Raw genomic sequence first — 14,363 nt, 5'->3', positions numbered from 1 at the left:
GCTGATCAGCCGCCGAGGCTCCGGATCGGGTCCCTACCGTCCCAGTCCACCGCGGCGCTGCGGACGAGTTCGGCCATGCCGACGAGAGCCTCGGTGCGCGCGGTAATCTCGGCGATCGCCGCACCCGTCGGCGGCTCCACATAGGCGTAACGCTGCCCCTGATCCTCGCCACCGGCCCACACCACCGGCCACCCCGCGTCGGCGACGGCAGCCATGGTGGCGTCAAAGTCGTCGGTCCACCAGCACAACTGGTTGAAACCCTCGCCGTGGATCTCCAGGAACTCGGTGTAGATGCTCGGGGTGTCATCGGTCTGATTGATCAACTCGATCTGCATGTCGCCGCTGTTCGCCCACGCCAGTGACAGCGTGACCGAGCACGGCTCACCGCGGTAGGTCACGTTCTGCTGCAGTCCGCGCATCACGAACCAGGGACCGATGCCCATCGCCACCCAGCCCTCGATGACGGCGTCGAGATCAGTCACGACGTAGCCGATCTGGCGCACGACTCCCGGAAGAATCGGATTCATCGGGCCTCCTCCATGTCAGGCCTTCCTACGGGCTGCGAAATCGGCCGACGCCGTGCTCATCATCTCCACCAGAGCCCTCCGATCGATGGTCCACACCTGGGATGCCACGGCGCGGTTGTTCTCCCCCACGACGTGCACTGGGCCGTCGCCGATGTGCTCGAGGATCTCAGCCGCGACGGCCTCCGACGTCATCTGCGACGCCGGGTCGTACTCGACGCCCATCCGTTGGAGCGCCGGCGTGTACGTCATGCCGAGCGGGGTGCAGACCACGTCCACACCGTGCGGCCGAAGCTCCGCCCACAAACCCTCGGCGAAGTTGTGCTGAAACGCCTTGACCGCCGAGTACACGGCCAGCGTCGCCGATCCCGCCACGCATGCCAGCGATGCCACCAGCACGATGCCGCCGCGACCGCGGTCCCGCATCCCGGGACCGAAGTGGCGGGCCAGTGCGACTGGCCCGACGCAGTCCAACTTGATCTGCTTGAGCGAGTACTCGTACTCGTTGTCCAGGAACGTCGATGTGCGGTCCGAGGCGCCGGCGTTGTAGACGACGAGCCCGACCTCTAGCCCGTCGGTGGCGGCCGCGACCCTCTCCCCCACGTCGGGGTCGGTCAGGTCCATGGTCAGCGACCGCACCTCGACGCCGTGGCGGTCGCGCACACGGGCGGCGACCTCGTCGAGAAGTGTGCCGTTGCGGGCGATGAGGATCAGGTCGAGCCCACGCGCTCCGAGTTCGTCGGCCAGGCACGCGCCGATGCCCTCCGATGCTCCAGCGATCAGCGCCCAGCGGCCGTACTTGGCGGCGAAGTCGGTCATGCGCGAGCGTCGTCGATGCCCGCGGCCGTCGCGGCGCCGGCCCGGGCGCCACCGGTGAGCATCCGCGCCATGCTCGTGCTGCGTTTGCGGATGCGCCATCCGCTCGGTGTCCGCGCGAACACATCGTCGTAGTGCCCGACGACGTCGATCCAGTTGTCGGCGTCGCCCGGCACCAGCATCAGCACCGCGTGGACATAGGACCGCACCGTGGCCTGGTCCCCCTGTACGTCGATGACGAAGTTGGACAACCGGTGGTACGTCGCGCCCATGCTGCCGTGGAGCTGCTGCACGACCTCGGTGAACGCGTCGGGATCGGTGAACGTGCCGACTTCGGCGTAGTCGATGTCGATCTCGTCGGCCCAGCAGGTGCGGAACAGCGTCCAGTCCTTCTGATCGATACCGGTTGCGTAGCGGATGAGTACTTCACCGATCTGAGCGACGTCCGTGTCCATGGGTCGAAGCTAGCCAGTTCCCGGCCGTTTCGCCGCCCGCTCGTAAATATCGTTCTAATATTTGGAAATGATGTTTCCGTTGCGAGCGACCTCAACACGCGCGGCGAGGGCACTGGCCCGTGTCGCGCCGGTGTCACTGTTGCTGATCGCCGGCGTCGGGCTGAACGTGCCCACTGCGAGCGCCGAGGAACCGGTGCTCCATCACGTCAAGTACACGGTGTTCTCGGAGGTTCCGTTTCGGAACGCCGAGATCTACTACCGCGATGTGGACCCGCCGAACTGGGCCGACTACAGCCACAATCCCTACGTCTTCAGCCCCAACGTCGAGGCGGACCTCGGCCCGGACCAGATGTGGACGTTCGACGCCATGCTGGCCAATCCCGACCAGTGGGCGATGGTGACAGTCAGCAGCCTGGACTCTGTCCAGCAGCCGAACTTCCACTGCGTCCTGGCGGTCGACGGCCAGGTGGTGGCCACCAATCAAGGCCCCAAGGGAGCGCTCTGCTCAGTACGGAACTGGTGACGGGCGCTCGACTCAGACCGATGACGCCGGGGCAACCTCCGAGATCCGATCACCCTCGAGGCGACGCAGCCAGTCCTCACAGAACGACAGCAACTCCTTGTGCCCGAAGGTGATACCCAGCGATTGCTCCAGTACCAACACCCGGGACACACTCGTCGCGAAAACCGCCCACACGACGGGCGGTACGTCGGACACCTCTTGGCCGTAGCGACGGAGCACCACCTCCATCGCCGCGACCTGCTGCTCGCGGAACCGATCGGCGAACAGGACGATCTCGGCCCGCAGCGCCTTGCGGTGATTGGCCAGGCCCATGAACTCCATCAACAGCCTGGCCACGTGCGGGTCGCTGCCGAACTCCCACATGGCCCACAGCGGCTGTTCCGATTTCAGCACCTCGGCGTGCGCCTCGAGCCCCAGCTTGGACATCCGGCGGAAGACCTCGATGAAGAGTTCGTCCATGGTGCGGAAGTAGTAGTGCACCAATTGCGGTTTCAGGCCGGCCCGCTCCGCCACACGGCGCGACGTCACGGCGGCGTAGCCCTCCTCCATCATGAGCTGCTCGGCCGCATCGAGCAGCACGCCGCGATTCTTGGCGTCCGGGCCTCCGATCCTCCGGTCCGATGTCATGGCCGCCCTTCCCTGTCTCTACGTGCCGATCCTCGATTCCGCACGCGAATCGTAGACGCCCGTTGCGTGTCGCAACCTTGACCGCGACACTACGTCATGCTAAGCAAGTGCTCAGCACTTTCAATCAATCGCGCCGACAGCCCCGCTCGGCGCGCGTCCCGTCTCCCGCCTCATCGCGGCTCCGGAAGGAACTATTGAGATGACCGCCGATTTCGACACGGTCGACTACTTCACCGATCAGTCTCTGGTTCCCGACCCGCACCCCTACTTCGACCACCTTCGGAGCAAGTGTCCGATCGTGCGGGAACCCAACTACGGCGTGCTGGCCATCACCGGATACGACGAGGCCGCAGTCGTGTTGAAGGACACCGACACCTTCTCGTCGTGCATCGCGGTGGCGGGGCCGTTCCCGCCGCTGCCGTTCACCCCCGAGGGCAACGACATCACCGACCAGATCGCGGCACACCGCTCGCAGATGCCGATGTTCGAGCACATGGTCACCATGGATCCGCCCGATCACACCAACGCCCGGTCGCTTCTGAACCGGCTCCTCACGCCCAGGCGGCTGAAGGAGAACGAGGACTTCATGTGGCGGCTCGCCGATGAGTGCCTCGACGACTTCGTCGCACAGGGCAGCTGCGAGTTCCTGAGCGCGTATGCAAAGCCGTTCTCGCTGTTGGTGATCGCCGACATGCTGGGCGTGCCCGAGGAGGACCACGAGCAGTTCCGCACGGTCCTTGGCTCACCACGGCCGGGAGCCATCGTCGGCTCGCTCGACCACACCGACCTCGTCGGCACCAACCCGCTCGAATGGCTCGACGAGAAGTTCATCGGCTACCTCGAGGACCGTCGCGCGACACCGCGCGACGACGTGCTGACTGCGCTGGCCACCGCCAACTACCCCGACGGTTCGGTTCCACCGGTCCTCGAGGTGGCCCGCTCGGCGACCTTCCTGTTCGCCGCGGGTCAGGAGACCACCACCAAGCTGCTGTCCGCCTCCATGAAGGTCCTCGGCGACCACCCCGAGGTCCAGCAGGCACTGCGCGACGACCGCAGCCGCATCCCGGTGTTCGTCGAGGAGTCACTGCGGATGGACGCTCCGGTCAAGAGCCAGTTCAGGCTGGCCAAGAAGGACACGAAGGTCGGGGACATGGATGTCCCCGCGGGGACCACGCTGATGGTCTGTCCCGGCGCGGTCAACCGGGATCCCGGCCGGTTCGAGAACCCGCACGACTTCGACCTCGACCGCAAGAACGTTCGTGAGCACATCGCGTTCGGTCGCGGCGTGCACTCGTGCCCCGGTGGGCCGTTGGCCCGCGTGGAGGGTCGGGTGTCGATCGAGCGCATCCTGGACCGGATGGCCGACATCACCATCGATGAGGAGAAGCACGGCCCCGCGGACAACCGGAGCTACACCTACGAGCCCACCTTCATCCTGCGCGGGCTCACCGAGATCAACATCAAGTTCACGCCCGTCGGGTAGGCATCCTCGGCGGTGCCGTTGCAGCAGATCGGTTGCAGCGGCACCGAAGACGAGGTCTGCCATCTGGCTGACGGCGGCGTTGCCTGCCCGATAGGCTGCGACTGACAAGCGCTTGCGAAGACGGGAGATGGCCGTGGCCACAACGGCGAAGAAGGCACTACCGGTACTGGGAGCTGCCCTCGTAACCGCGGCGATGGTCGGCGCTCCGACCGCCAATGCCGGTATGCGGGTGGGGAATTACGAGGTTCTGACCGACCGCTGGAATGATCACGCGTGGATCTGGTCGGTCGCACACTCCTGCGGCGGCCCCGAATGTGCGACGTGGATCAACGATCCAGTCCTCGTGCCCGAGACCGACAACCTCAACGTGATCGGCATCCCAAGACCGTTGAAGAGTCAACGAATTCAGAACACGGCGTTTTACGCTGACGGTCGGTATACGTTGACGGTCGACGTGATCGACGGCGTGCGCTGCGTCGGCTACAACCTGCCCTCGCACGACGTCTACTCGTGGGACGCGGTGTCGCTGGCCGGCACGATCGATTCCACCTACAACGCGGGCTGCTACGGGGCACCGGGCGGCACCAGCACGTACGCCTTCTCGCTACGCCGGTACTGAGGGCGACGGACCGACTTCCGTCGCAGACAAGAATCCCTCCGCCGACTGGCGGAGGGATTCGCTGCTTTCAGCTCAGATGTCGCCGCGCGTCCAGGCCGCGGCGGCATTGCGCACGTCGCAGGACAGGAACAAGCCGTCCGGGGCCTGCGCCATCTCACCCTCACGTCCGGAACAGTTACTGCCCTCGGTCTTTATGCCGCGCAGTTCGGTGGTCCGGAACCAGCGGGGCGCCAGACGGCGCGGCGATCCGCAGAACACCAATCGGCCCCAGGACGTCACCCCGAACACGTAATAGGTGGTCTGGGTACAGGGGGCGCCGAGCACAGCTCCGGGCATGATGCCGGGAACACACGAGGGCTCATTGCATTCGGCCGCGGCGGGCTCTGCGGGGGCGGGCTCGGCCGACACCGGGGGCGCAGTCAACAGCCCTGCGGCCAGGAGACCAGCTGCGGCAGCCACGACGATTCGCACGAAAGATACTCTCCCACATCGGAGAGCGAAATTCTCTCCTTCAGAGAAGATCGAATGCCACCCTGTCACCGCTGGTCACACCCGTGACAATCCACGGCACAGGCGAGGCCCGAACACAGTCTTCCCGACATGCCAAAAGTGTTATTCTCCTGCGTAAGAATGGCATTGCCATGGCGGGACGAAGGAGCATCACATGAGCCCGAAGAAGGTGGTCTCGGGGGCTGCGTTGATCGCCGCTGCCGCATTCGGACTCGGCACCGCACCGCCGGCAGCCGCCGAGTACGAGCAGTACGCCATGAACGGCACGTTCTCCGTGGTCTCGAATGGCGAGTGGGCCAGGATGAATGACCGCTATCAGGACGAACCGTCCGTGCACAGCACGTGGACCGTCAACACGACGTGCACCACGGCGCTGACCTGCTCGGGCAAGGTCACCAGCAGCCTGGGTTGGACCGAGGAGATCTACACCAGCACCGGCAACACGTGGTACGTCAAACACTATGTTCCCGAATGGATCCCGTGCCCCGAGGGTGGTCGCGCCCCCGGCCTTCAGATCTACGAGTTCTACCCCGCAACCGATGAGGGCATGTCCCAGCGGATATCCGACCTGTGGGTCGGCGAGGACGAGACAACCGGCGTGAGTGGCAACTGCGGCAGAAACAAGTCGCTGGTACTGAATCTCCCGGTCAAGATCACCAAGATCTCTTGATGATCTCTTGATCAGCATCAGCTGATCGCCGACTGAAACACCCACAAGAGCGCCCCCCGCCGGTCCGGCAGGGGGGCGTTCTTGCGCGAGTCCTAGTGCGGCATCAAGTCTTTCCACGATTTGGGCAGCGGCAACCCCGCCACCAGATTCGTCACGGTGTACAGCTTGCCGTTGGAACCGATGTACTCGCCCGTGCGCGGGTTGTATTCGACAACAGCCACCGAGGGGCCGGCTCCGGGCTTGGCACCGAACGAACTCGGAGCAGCCTGGGGAACCGATCCATCGCCTGACGCAAGGGGCGGCTCAGCGGGTGGGAGCACCGGCGGCGCCTCCCCAACCGGCGCCACGGACGCGGCCTCGGTCGCGGGTCCCGGCGGCGGTCCCGCAGCCGGTATCGGCTGTCCGTTCAAGGAGTTACCGGCAGGCGGGGGCGGCAGGATGGGCGCCGCGGGTGCAGCAGGCGCGAGCGGCGCTAGAGGCGCCTCGAGTGGTGACACACCGGGCGGCGTACCCGAGGGAACCGCGCCGGGCGGCAGCGGAGTGCCCTCAATCGGCGCGTGGATGTCATCGCTGAGGGTGGCCCGGTCATCGATCGGAATACCCTGCGCGATCAGGCTCGGGTCCAACGGCGCGGGTCCCGTCGCGTGCTGACGCATCGCCAGTGGCACGAACGGTTTGTCGCTGTTGCAGATCGCGACAGTCGGTGCTCGCTTACCGGGCTTCCTCATGCAGGGAAAGTTGCGCACGCCGCGCACCGAGATCGGTGAATCCTGAGGCAGCTTGCAGTAGATGCCGTCCGGGGTGTCGATATCGGACTCATCGGCGGGTGATCGCCACGACGACGGCGGAAGGAACCCGACGGTACAGGCCGGCGGATCGCTGACTGTTGCGGCGAAGTCACCGCGCGGAGCACCGGTCGAGTCGGAGGTGGCCGTATACGCCTGCTGCTGTGCGATGTACGGCGGCAGCAGCACCAGGAGTTGCTCGAGTGACGCGTTGTACGTCATGAGGATCTCGCCGACCGTGCCGAGGTTCGCCAGCAACACTGGCAGTGTCGGCTTGAGCTGGTTCAGCAGCCCCGAGACCTCGCCCTCAAAACTTGGGAACGTCTGCAGCACAGTGCGAAACTGCGGATCGCTGGCCTCGAGCTGGCCGGTGAAACCGGCGAGACTGCGCGCCCAGGTTCGGATCGCGTCAGCGTTCTGCGCCTGTCCCTCGAGTAGGGGTCGAGCGTCATCAGCCAGCGTGCGGGTCTGCCCCGCGACGCTGTTCAGGTCGGCGCTCAGCGTCGCACCGGAGTCCAGCAGCGAGCCGAAATCGTAACCAGCACCGTTGAATCCCTTGTATGTCTCATCGAGCAGCGCACTCAACCGATCCGTGGGGAACGTTTCAACCAGATTGTTGACCTTGTCCAACACCGGTCCGACGGGCGCCGGAATTGTGGTGTTCTCCGCGGTGATGACCGAACCGTTCTGCAGGTAGGGACCCGAGTCGGTACGCGGCCGCAGGTCGACGTACTGCTCACCGACGGCCGAGACGCTTCGGACCTCCGCTTGCAGGTCGGCCGGAATCTTCGGCGACGTCGCGATCGACATCGTCGCCTCCGCACCGTTGGGTGTGACCTTGATATCGGTGACCTTGCCGACCTCCACGCCGCGGTACGTCACGTTGCTGAATCGGTAGAGCCCTCCCGAGGAGGGCAGCTGCAGGGTCACGACGTTGCGTCCGAGGCCCAGCAGCGTCGGCACCTGAACATAGGTGAACGCCATCACCGCGACGCCGATGATCGAGACGACCGTGAAGATCGCCAGCTGAATCTTGATGAAGCGAGTCAGCATCAGTTACCTCCAACTAGCGCCGGGCGTGGGTACGGCCCGGCGAAGATGGGCCCTCCCCCGCCTGGCGGCGGCGCACTCTCGATCGTCGCCCCGTCGGTCTTCGCCTGCGGGACCACGGGTAGTACGGGACCTGTGACCGGCGGCGGCGGAGCCAGCACGGCACCCGGTCCCGGCAGGCTGCGTTCCGCCCCCGGCGGGTCAGCATTCAAACCCGGATTGTTCGGCGGCACGGGCCCCAACGGACCACCCAGTGGAGGCGGTGCCAGCGGGCGGCCGATCGGATCGTAGGTGTAGCGCTGGAAGTACGGCTCGCCGGGCATCGGCACCAGGTCTCGTCCCTCCTGGCCGGCGCGCGTTCCGAGGAATATCGACTTCCGCAGTCGCGGCCCGGAGATATCAACCGTCGCAAAGAGGTTGATGAAGTCGCCTCTGACGGCACGGTCGATGAGGTTCTGGCCGTATGGGAACACCGTCGCGTAGGCGATGCCGGCGTCCAGGTCCGGTCCCACGTCGGCGAGCGCCTGAATGGTCGGTTGAAGGTTCTTCAGATTCCGCACCAGGTCGGCCTGAGTGTCATTGACGAGCCTGTTGGCCGTGTCGCTGAACTGTCCGAGCTTGGTGAGCGCGGTGGTGAGCTGTGGCCGCTCACGATCGAGGACCTCGAGCGCGCGTGGAATCCGTTGTAGCGCCTGGTTGATCACCTCGCGTCGGTCGGCGAAGTTCGAGGCAACCCGATTCAGGGCGTCGATCGTGGCGACGAGGTTGTGACGCTGGGTGTCCAGGGTTCCGATAAACGTGTCGAGTTCAGTGAGCAGTGAGCGGAAGTCCTCCTCCCGCCCGGACAGGGCTGCGTTGAACGTGTGGACGACGTCGCCGAGTTGGCCCAACCCGCCGGCATTCACCACCACGGACAGCGACGACAGCGTCTCCTCCGTGGTCGGATAGGTCGACGACTCGTTGAGCCCGATCGTGGACCCCGGTGTCAGTTTGCCCTCGGGCGACTGACCCAGTGGCGGGTCCAGCGCCAGATGCATCGAGCCCAGAAGGCTTGTCTGTCCGACCCGGGCGACAGCATTCGCCGGGATGACCACGCCGGGCTCGACGGAGATCTCGACGTTGGCATGCCAGTCCTGAACTTCCATCTTGCCGACGCTGCCCACCACGACGTCGTTGATGAGGACAGGCGAATTCGATTCCAGCGTCGAGACGTTCGCAATCTGCACGTGGTAGACCGTCGCGTCGGAACCACGCCCCACTGCACCAGGCAGGGGCAGCGAGTTGACTCCCTGGAACGCACACCCCGTGGCGCTCAACGCCACACAGGTACCGGCGGCGAAGAGCCGACCAACTGCTCCTCGCGTGCGCGGTAGTCCAATTGCTCCTCGCGTGCGCGGTAGTCCAATCGCTCCCCTCATCATGGCGTCCCCTCAGCAGCAAGTGGCGGCCCGAGCGGCGGGCCCGGAGCCGGTGGCGGAGTCTCGCCGGGCAGCAGCATTGCCGGCAGGCTTGGCCCCGCGGCAGGCTCCGGAGGCGGAGGTCCGATCCTCGTGTCGGCCGGTGTGGGCACCTCAGCGCCCGGATACAGCGCGGGGAACGGCTGCAGCGGCGTTCGCTCGTTGGTCGGTAGCGGAACCCCTGGTGGGCCCATGCCAGGCGGCGGCGGAACATCGCCGTCCAGACCGGTGTACGCCGAGACCGCGGGCGGCGTCTCGGGTGGCATGGGCGCACCGCCCTCACCACCGGGTGCCAGCTTGGGGTCGGCGTAGACGATGTTGTGCGGGGCGGCCGACCTGGCCAGGTACGGGTTGATCGGAACCGGGATGTAATTCAGGTTGAGCAGCCGCAGCGCGGGACCGAGGTAGTCGTGGCACAGCTTCGCGGTCTCGGGCGCGGTGGTGTTCTGCGTGGCGCCGATCATGCCGCACACGAACTGCATGGGGCTGGCCAGGTTGGGGATCGAGAAGCCACCGCGGACGGCGCCGATATCCGGGTCGTAGATGTTGTAGCCGTTGGCGAACGCCGTTGGTGTGACGTGCAGGACCTGTTCGAAGTCATCCTTCACGTCGACAAGCGTCTGGGTGACCTTGACCAGACCCTCGAGCTGCTCGGCGGTCTGATTCCGGCTGCCCGCGACGAATCGCTTCACCTCCTCGGTGGCGACCGACAGATTGGTGAGCGCCGCATCGAGGTCGGACTTGCTGCCGTCGAGCACGCTGGACAGCGTCGCCAGGCGATCGTTGAAGGCCACGATCTGTTCATTGCTACCGCGCAACGCCGAAACGAAGATCTGCAGGTTCTTGATGATGCCGACGAAGTTGCCGCTCCCCTCGGCCAGGATGCGGCCTGCACCGGAGAGTTCGGCCAGCGTCGCGCGCAGCTTGTCGCCGTTGCCGTCCAAGGCGTTGGCGGCACTGTCGATGAAGCGACCCACCGAGCTGGTGGACGTATCGCCGGTGGGAGCCAGATCGGTGGCGAGCCGCTCGAGTTGGCGCTTGACCTCGTCCCACTCGACGGGGACCGCGGTCCGGTCCGTCGGAATCACCGCGCCATCGGCCATCTTCGGGCCCTCTGTCCGGTACGCCGGTGTGAGCTGCACATAGCGGGCGGCGACCAGGTTCTGGGCGACGATCACCGCCGATGCGTCAGCGGGCACGGGTAGGGACCTGTCGACCCTCATGGTCATCTTGGTCTGCGTGCCCTGCGGCTCGATCGATGAGATCGTGCCGACCTTGACACCTGAGACCCTGACGTCATCGCCCGGGTAGATGGCCGTCGCCGTGGGGAAGAACGCGGTGATCGTGTTGGGGCCGAAGAACAGTGCACGGGCGGCGACGAAACCGCCGCCGAGAAGCGCGACCACGAGCACCCCAGCGACCGTGGGGACGAGCCACTTTCGAGACTTCTCCGACATCACCGTGAACCCCCGGGAAGCGCGTTGTAGGGCAACGGCAGTTCAGCCCGCGGCCCGGTCTCGGGTGAGGTGGGCGGCGCGCCGGCGCCAAACGCACCACGGCGGAATCCGAACGCGTAGTCCAGGAACGGCTGAATCAGCCCGCCCGGGTTGAAGTTCGGCACGTATGCGGTGTAATACGCGCCGCTGGACACGGCCTCACTCAACGTGGTCTGGTACTTGGCCGCTCCGGGGATCGCCTTGGCGAGATTGTCGCGGTTGCGCACCAATACCTCGTTCACCTTGTTGAGCCGCTCCAGCGTTGGCGCCAACTCCGCCTCGTTGTCCGCCACCAGGCCGACCAGTTGCTTGGACACCGCCGACGTGTTCGCGAGAAGGTCGACGACCGCCTGACGACGTTCGACCAGGACCGCCAGGAGATCGTTGGCGTTGAGAATGAGGCTGTTCACCTGCTGGCTTCGCTCCGACAGAATTCCCGTGACGTCGGACGCGGCCTTGAGCAGGTCGGCAAGGGTTTCGTTGCGGCTGTTCAACGACCGGGAGACCCGGGACAGGCCGTCGAACGTCGGCCCCAGCCGCGGTGCGATCTGGTCCAGCGTCGTCGACAGCGTGTCCAGCGACTGGTTGAGCTGCCCCGTGTCGGTGCCGGCGGTGTTCTCCGTCAGCTCGCCGACCGCATCGCTCAGCGAGTACGGCGATGACGTCCGTGAGACGGGGATCGCCTCGGTGCGGTCCAGCTTCCCACTGCCCGAGGACTCCAGGCTCAGCACCCGCTCGCCCAGCAGCGTGCCGGTCTTGATGTGAGCGGTGGTCTCCGACCCCAGCACGTACTTGCCGTTGATCGTGAACGCGACGAGGGCATCGCCGTTATCTAGTGAAACATCAGTCACCGCACCGACTTTGATGCCGGACAGAGTGACGTCGTTACCGACGATGATGCCGCCGGCCTCACTGAACAGCGCCTTGTACTGCAGCGACGTGGCATACGCGAGTATGCGTTCGGGTTGCAGCCCGACAGCGATGATCAGGATGGCCAGAACAACGCCCATGAAGCCGGCGCGGACGAGACTGGCTGCGCGATACTTCAGCATTACGGCTCAGCGCACCTTCCGTTTTCTTGCTTCACGAAGGGGAAGAACGACGCTCTGCCCTGAAGATCCGTGACGCGGATGGAGAGTTCGCAGATGTAGTACTGCACGAAGGAGCCGTAGGCACCGATCCGTGCGAGCTTGCGATAGTTGCCAGGAGCGCGCTGTAGCGCTCCGTCGAGGAAGCCCTTGCCGCTTTCGAGGTTGGGCGCCAGGCGGTTCAGCTGATCCACCGTGCCCGCCAGCGGAGGTCGCGCCTGGGTGAGGAGATCCGCGATCGACGCGGTTCCGTTGTCCAGCGATGAGATCGCGGTGGCGATCGGATCCCGGTCCTGCGACAGCCCGCTGATGAGCTTCTCGAGACGATCGACGGCACCGGAGAACTGATCGCCGTCCTTGGAGATGGTGCCGAGCACCACGTTGAGGTTGTCGATCACCCCCTCGATGTTCTCGTTGTCGTCCGCCAGGGTGCTCGTGAACGATGAGGTCTTCGCCAACAGGGAGTCGAGCGTGCCCTCCTGGCCCTGGAAGACCTGGATCAGGGCCGACGAGAGTTCGTTGACGTCTTGGGGATTCAGACCTTGGATCACCGGCTTAAGTCCACTGAGGAGCAAGTCCAGATCAAGGGCGGGTTGAGTGCGGTCGACTGGAATCTGCGACCCCGGCGACATCAACTTCGTCGAGCCGGGACCGTCGATCAGGTCCAGGTAGCGGTCACCGGTCAGATTGAGGTAGCGGATCGCGGCGTTCGTACCGCTGGTCAGCTTGATATCGCGATCGGCGTCGAACTCGACCAGCACCTTGCGATCGCCCTGCAGCGACACGTCCGTGACGGTTCCGACCCGGATGCCGGCCACCCGGACCGTATCGCCGGTGGCCAGCCGCGAGGCGTCGGTGAAGACCGCCGAGTACCCGTTGGTGGATCCGGTCCGGTACTGCCCGAAGGTGAAGAACAGGAACACCGTCAGCAGCGACATGATCGCCGCGAAGATGCCGAACTTGATGATGGTGCCGCGTGATCGGGTCATCCCGGCATTCCGATCTGCGCGCTATTCCGCGGCGGGCCCTGGATCGGTCCGAACAGCGCCTGCTTGAGTGCGTCGGAGTTGAGCAGGATGCCCTGGTTGCCGTACTTCCACGGGTTGGCACCGACGTCGGTGACGAGGAAGGGTGGGCGCTTTCCATTCGGCACGGTCGGCAGCATCTGATCCTTACAGGACGGACCGCTTGTGGCGTTGACCTTTGGCAGGTCCTCGGGATAGCGATAGCGCTCGACACCGAGAGTGAAGCTGGCGGAGACGTCGACTCCTGGGCGGTCGGGCGGCGGGTTGTGGACGAAGGTGTTCAGTCCCTGGAGCCCACAACGCAGGTTCTCCCAGTACTTGCTCGCGACATTGGTCGTCGGTACCAGCATGCGCATGACGTCGGTGAGTGCCTGACGGTTAGTTCCCACCACGTCATTGCCGGTGTCGGCCAGTCCGACGGCGCTGATGAGGAAGGCGTCGAGATTCTGCTCCTGGTCCACCAGGGTGTCACTCACCTTGGTGGTGCTCTCGATGATGTCGACGAGATCCGGTGCGGTGTCGGCATATGCGCTCAGCGCGACGGGAGCCAGTTCGAGATCGCGGCTGATGTTCTCCAGGCTCGGATTGATCTGCTTGAGGTACTTGTTGAAGTCGGTCACGGTCTGGCCCAGCTTCTCGCCGCGCCCGTTCAGTGCACCCGAGAGCGCGGACAGGGTCTCGTTGAGCTTGACGGGGTCGATCGCCTTCAACACCGATGTCAGCTGCTGGAAGACGGTGTTGGTCTCAACGGTGACGTGCTGGGCGTCGAGTTGCTGGCCCTTGGCCAGCGGCTTCGACGACGGATCCGACGGTGCCACCAACTCCACGAACTTGGCGCCGAACACGGTCGAGGAGGTGATGTTGACGTCGACGTTGCCCGGGATGTCGTTGAGCTGTTTGGGATCCATCGCCAGGTGCAGGACTGCCCTGCCGTCGGACGTGGTCTCGATCGACTCGACCTGGCCGACCTGAACACCGCGCATCTTGACCTTGGCTTGCGGGTTCATCACGAGGCCGGCACGTTCGGAGACCACGGTGACCGGCACGGTGGTTCCGAAGCCGCCCGCGAACATGCCGAGCGCGAAGACGACGATCGCGACGAGGACGAGGACGGTGGCCAGGCCCGCGAGCGGGCGAACCGCTGAGCTAGACATCGATGTTCTCCCTATCCCGACAGGTTGAAGTTGCCGTTGGAGCCGTAGACGGCCAGTGAGACCAGCAGGGTCACTGAGACC

At 65.3% G+C, this 14,363-nt stretch carries 15 protein-coding genes; 4 read left to right on the top strand and 11 right to left on the bottom strand.

The annotated features are described in order from the left end of the window. Positions 1-5: 5 nt before the first annotated feature. Genes ACZY0X_RS30260 through ACZY0X_RS30250 form a run of 3 tightly spaced genes read right to left on the bottom strand, consistent with a single transcriptional unit; the run spans position 6 to position 1,795 of the window. Positions 6-527 carry a VOC family protein gene (locus ACZY0X_RS30260; RefSeq protein ID WP_463775672.1) on the bottom strand — a complete coding sequence of 174 codons (522 nt, stop codon included), beginning with the start codon at positions 525-527 and terminating at the stop codon, positions 6-8. Positions 528-542: 15 nt separating this feature from the next. After that, positions 543-1,343 carry an SDR family NAD(P)-dependent oxidoreductase gene (locus ACZY0X_RS30255; protein ID WP_463775670.1) on the bottom strand — a complete coding sequence of 267 codons (801 nt, stop codon included), beginning with the start codon at positions 1,341-1,343 and terminating at the stop codon, positions 543-545. Next, entirely contained in the window at positions 1,340-1,795 is a 456-nt protein-coding gene (locus ACZY0X_RS30250) for a nuclear transport factor 2 family protein (RefSeq protein ID WP_463775669.1), read from the bottom strand. Before ACZY0X_RS30250 ends, ACZY0X_RS30255 begins: the two co-directional genes overlap by 4 nt. A 67-nt stretch (positions 1,796-1,862) precedes the next feature. On the opposite strand from ACZY0X_RS30250, the gene ACZY0X_RS30245 reads away from it, so the two are divergent. Beyond that, the gene (locus tag ACZY0X_RS30245) at positions 1,863-2,318 is read left to right on the top strand and encodes a hypothetical protein (protein ID WP_463775668.1); all 456 of its coding nucleotides are present in this window, start codon (positions 1,863-1,865) and stop codon (positions 2,316-2,318) included. 12 nt (positions 2,319-2,330) lie between these two features. Here ACZY0X_RS30245 and ACZY0X_RS30240 read toward each other — a convergent pair whose 3' ends face one another. Then, positions 2,331-2,945, bottom strand: coding sequence for a TetR/AcrR family transcriptional regulator (locus tag ACZY0X_RS30240; protein WP_463775666.1), 615 nt, complete (start codon positions 2,943-2,945; stop codon positions 2,331-2,333). A gap of 199 nt (positions 2,946-3,144) precedes the next feature. On the opposite strand from ACZY0X_RS30240, the gene ACZY0X_RS30235 reads away from it, so the two are divergent. Beyond that, positions 3,145-4,428 (top strand): cytochrome P450, encoded by a 1,284-nt coding sequence (locus ACZY0X_RS30235; RefSeq protein ID WP_463775665.1) that lies wholly within the window; start codon positions 3,145-3,147, stop codon positions 4,426-4,428. Between the two features lie 133 nt (positions 4,429-4,561). Further along, positions 4,562-5,047, top strand: coding sequence for a hypothetical protein (locus tag ACZY0X_RS30230; RefSeq protein WP_463775663.1), 486 nt, complete (start codon positions 4,562-4,564; stop codon positions 5,045-5,047). Between the two features lie 72 nt (positions 5,048-5,119). Here the strand turns inward: ACZY0X_RS30230 and ACZY0X_RS30225 are convergent, their stop codons facing one another. Then, positions 5,120-5,518 (bottom strand): hypothetical protein, encoded by a 399-nt coding sequence (locus ACZY0X_RS30225; protein ID WP_463775662.1) that lies wholly within the window; start codon positions 5,516-5,518, stop codon positions 5,120-5,122. A gap of 193 nt (positions 5,519-5,711) precedes the next feature. On the opposite strand from ACZY0X_RS30225, the gene ACZY0X_RS30220 reads away from it, so the two are divergent. After that, on the top strand, positions 5,712-6,227 hold the full coding sequence (locus ACZY0X_RS30220; protein WP_463775660.1) for an Rv2253/PknI dimerization domain-containing protein: 516 nt from the start codon (positions 5,712-5,714) through the stop codon (positions 6,225-6,227). A gap of 92 nt (positions 6,228-6,319) precedes the next feature. Here the strand turns inward: ACZY0X_RS30220 and ACZY0X_RS30215 are convergent, their stop codons facing one another. The 6 genes from ACZY0X_RS30215 to ACZY0X_RS30190 are packed head-to-tail and all read right to left on the bottom strand — an operon-like array spanning position 6,320 to position 14,282. Continuing rightward, positions 6,320-8,065: an MCE family protein gene (locus ACZY0X_RS30215; protein WP_463775659.1), complete on the bottom strand. Its 1,746-nt coding sequence runs from the start codon at positions 8,063-8,065 to the stop codon at positions 6,320-6,322. Continuing rightward, complete coding sequence (locus ACZY0X_RS30210) at positions 8,065-9,480, bottom strand: MCE family protein (protein ID WP_463775658.1); 1,416 nt, start codon at positions 9,478-9,480, stop codon at positions 8,065-8,067. Before ACZY0X_RS30210 ends, ACZY0X_RS30215 begins: the two co-directional genes overlap by 1 nt. Next, positions 9,480-10,976 carry an MCE family protein gene (locus tag ACZY0X_RS30205; RefSeq protein WP_463775656.1) on the bottom strand — a complete coding sequence of 499 codons (1,497 nt, stop codon included), beginning with the start codon at positions 10,974-10,976 and terminating at the stop codon, positions 9,480-9,482. Before ACZY0X_RS30205 ends, ACZY0X_RS30210 begins: the two co-directional genes overlap by 1 nt. Further along, entirely contained in the window at positions 10,976-12,067 is a 1,092-nt protein-coding gene (locus ACZY0X_RS30200; RefSeq protein ID WP_463775655.1) for an MCE family protein, read from the bottom strand. The genes ACZY0X_RS30205 and ACZY0X_RS30200 overlap by 1 nt, the downstream gene beginning before the upstream one ends. Further along, positions 12,067-13,092, bottom strand: coding sequence for an MCE family protein (locus tag ACZY0X_RS30195; RefSeq protein ID WP_463775654.1), 1,026 nt, complete (start codon positions 13,090-13,092; stop codon positions 12,067-12,069). Before ACZY0X_RS30195 ends, ACZY0X_RS30200 begins: the two co-directional genes overlap by 1 nt. Beyond that, positions 13,089-14,282 carry an MCE family protein gene (locus ACZY0X_RS30190; RefSeq protein ID WP_463775653.1) on the bottom strand — a complete coding sequence of 398 codons (1,194 nt, stop codon included), beginning with the start codon at positions 14,280-14,282 and terminating at the stop codon, positions 13,089-13,091. Before ACZY0X_RS30190 ends, ACZY0X_RS30195 begins: the two co-directional genes overlap by 4 nt. Positions 14,283-14,363: the final 81 nt, after the last annotated feature.

Source organism: Mycobacterium sp. IDUB_39 (genome assembly GCF_055419205.1).
This window is presented reverse-complemented; position numbering and strand designations above follow the sequence as displayed.

Coding starts and splice junctions, on each gene's coding strand:
- ACZY0X_RS30260 (WP_463775672.1), bottom strand. CDS start 527: ATGAATCCGATTCTTCCGGGAGTCGTGCGCCAGATCGGCTACGTCGTG.
- ACZY0X_RS30255 (WP_463775670.1), bottom strand. CDS start 1,343: ATGACCGACTTCGCCGCCAAGTACGGCCGCTGGGCGCTGATCGCTGGA.
- ACZY0X_RS30250 (WP_463775669.1), bottom strand. CDS start 1,795: ATGGACACGGACGTCGCTCAGATCGGTGAAGTACTCATCCGCTACGCA.
- ACZY0X_RS30245 (WP_463775668.1), top strand. CDS start 1,863: ATGATGTTTCCGTTGCGAGCGACCTCAACACGCGCGGCGAGGGCACTG.
- ACZY0X_RS30240 (WP_463775666.1), bottom strand. CDS start 2,945: ATGACATCGGACCGGAGGATCGGAGGCCCGGACGCCAAGAATCGCGGC.
- ACZY0X_RS30235 (WP_463775665.1), top strand. CDS start 3,145: ATGACCGCCGATTTCGACACGGTCGACTACTTCACCGATCAGTCTCTG.
- ACZY0X_RS30220 (WP_463775660.1), top strand. CDS start 5,712: ATGAGCCCGAAGAAGGTGGTCTCGGGGGCTGCGTTGATCGCCGCTGCC.
- ACZY0X_RS30215 (WP_463775659.1), bottom strand. CDS start 8,065: ATGCTGACTCGCTTCATCAAGATTCAGCTGGCGATCTTCACGGTCGTC.
- ACZY0X_RS30210 (WP_463775658.1), bottom strand. CDS start 9,480: ATGAGGGGAGCGATTGGACTACCGCGCACGCGAGGAGCAATTGGACTA.
- ACZY0X_RS30205 (WP_463775656.1), bottom strand. CDS start 10,976: ATGTCGGAGAAGTCTCGAAAGTGGCTCGTCCCCACGGTCGCTGGGGTG.
- ACZY0X_RS30200 (WP_463775655.1), bottom strand. CDS start 12,067: ATGCTGAAGTATCGCGCAGCCAGTCTCGTCCGCGCCGGCTTCATGGGC.
- ACZY0X_RS30195 (WP_463775654.1), bottom strand. CDS start 13,092: ATGACCCGATCACGCGGCACCATCATCAAGTTCGGCATCTTCGCGGCG.
- ACZY0X_RS30190 (WP_463775653.1), bottom strand. CDS start 14,282: ATGTCTAGCTCAGCGGTTCGCCCGCTCGCGGGCCTGGCCACCGTCCTC.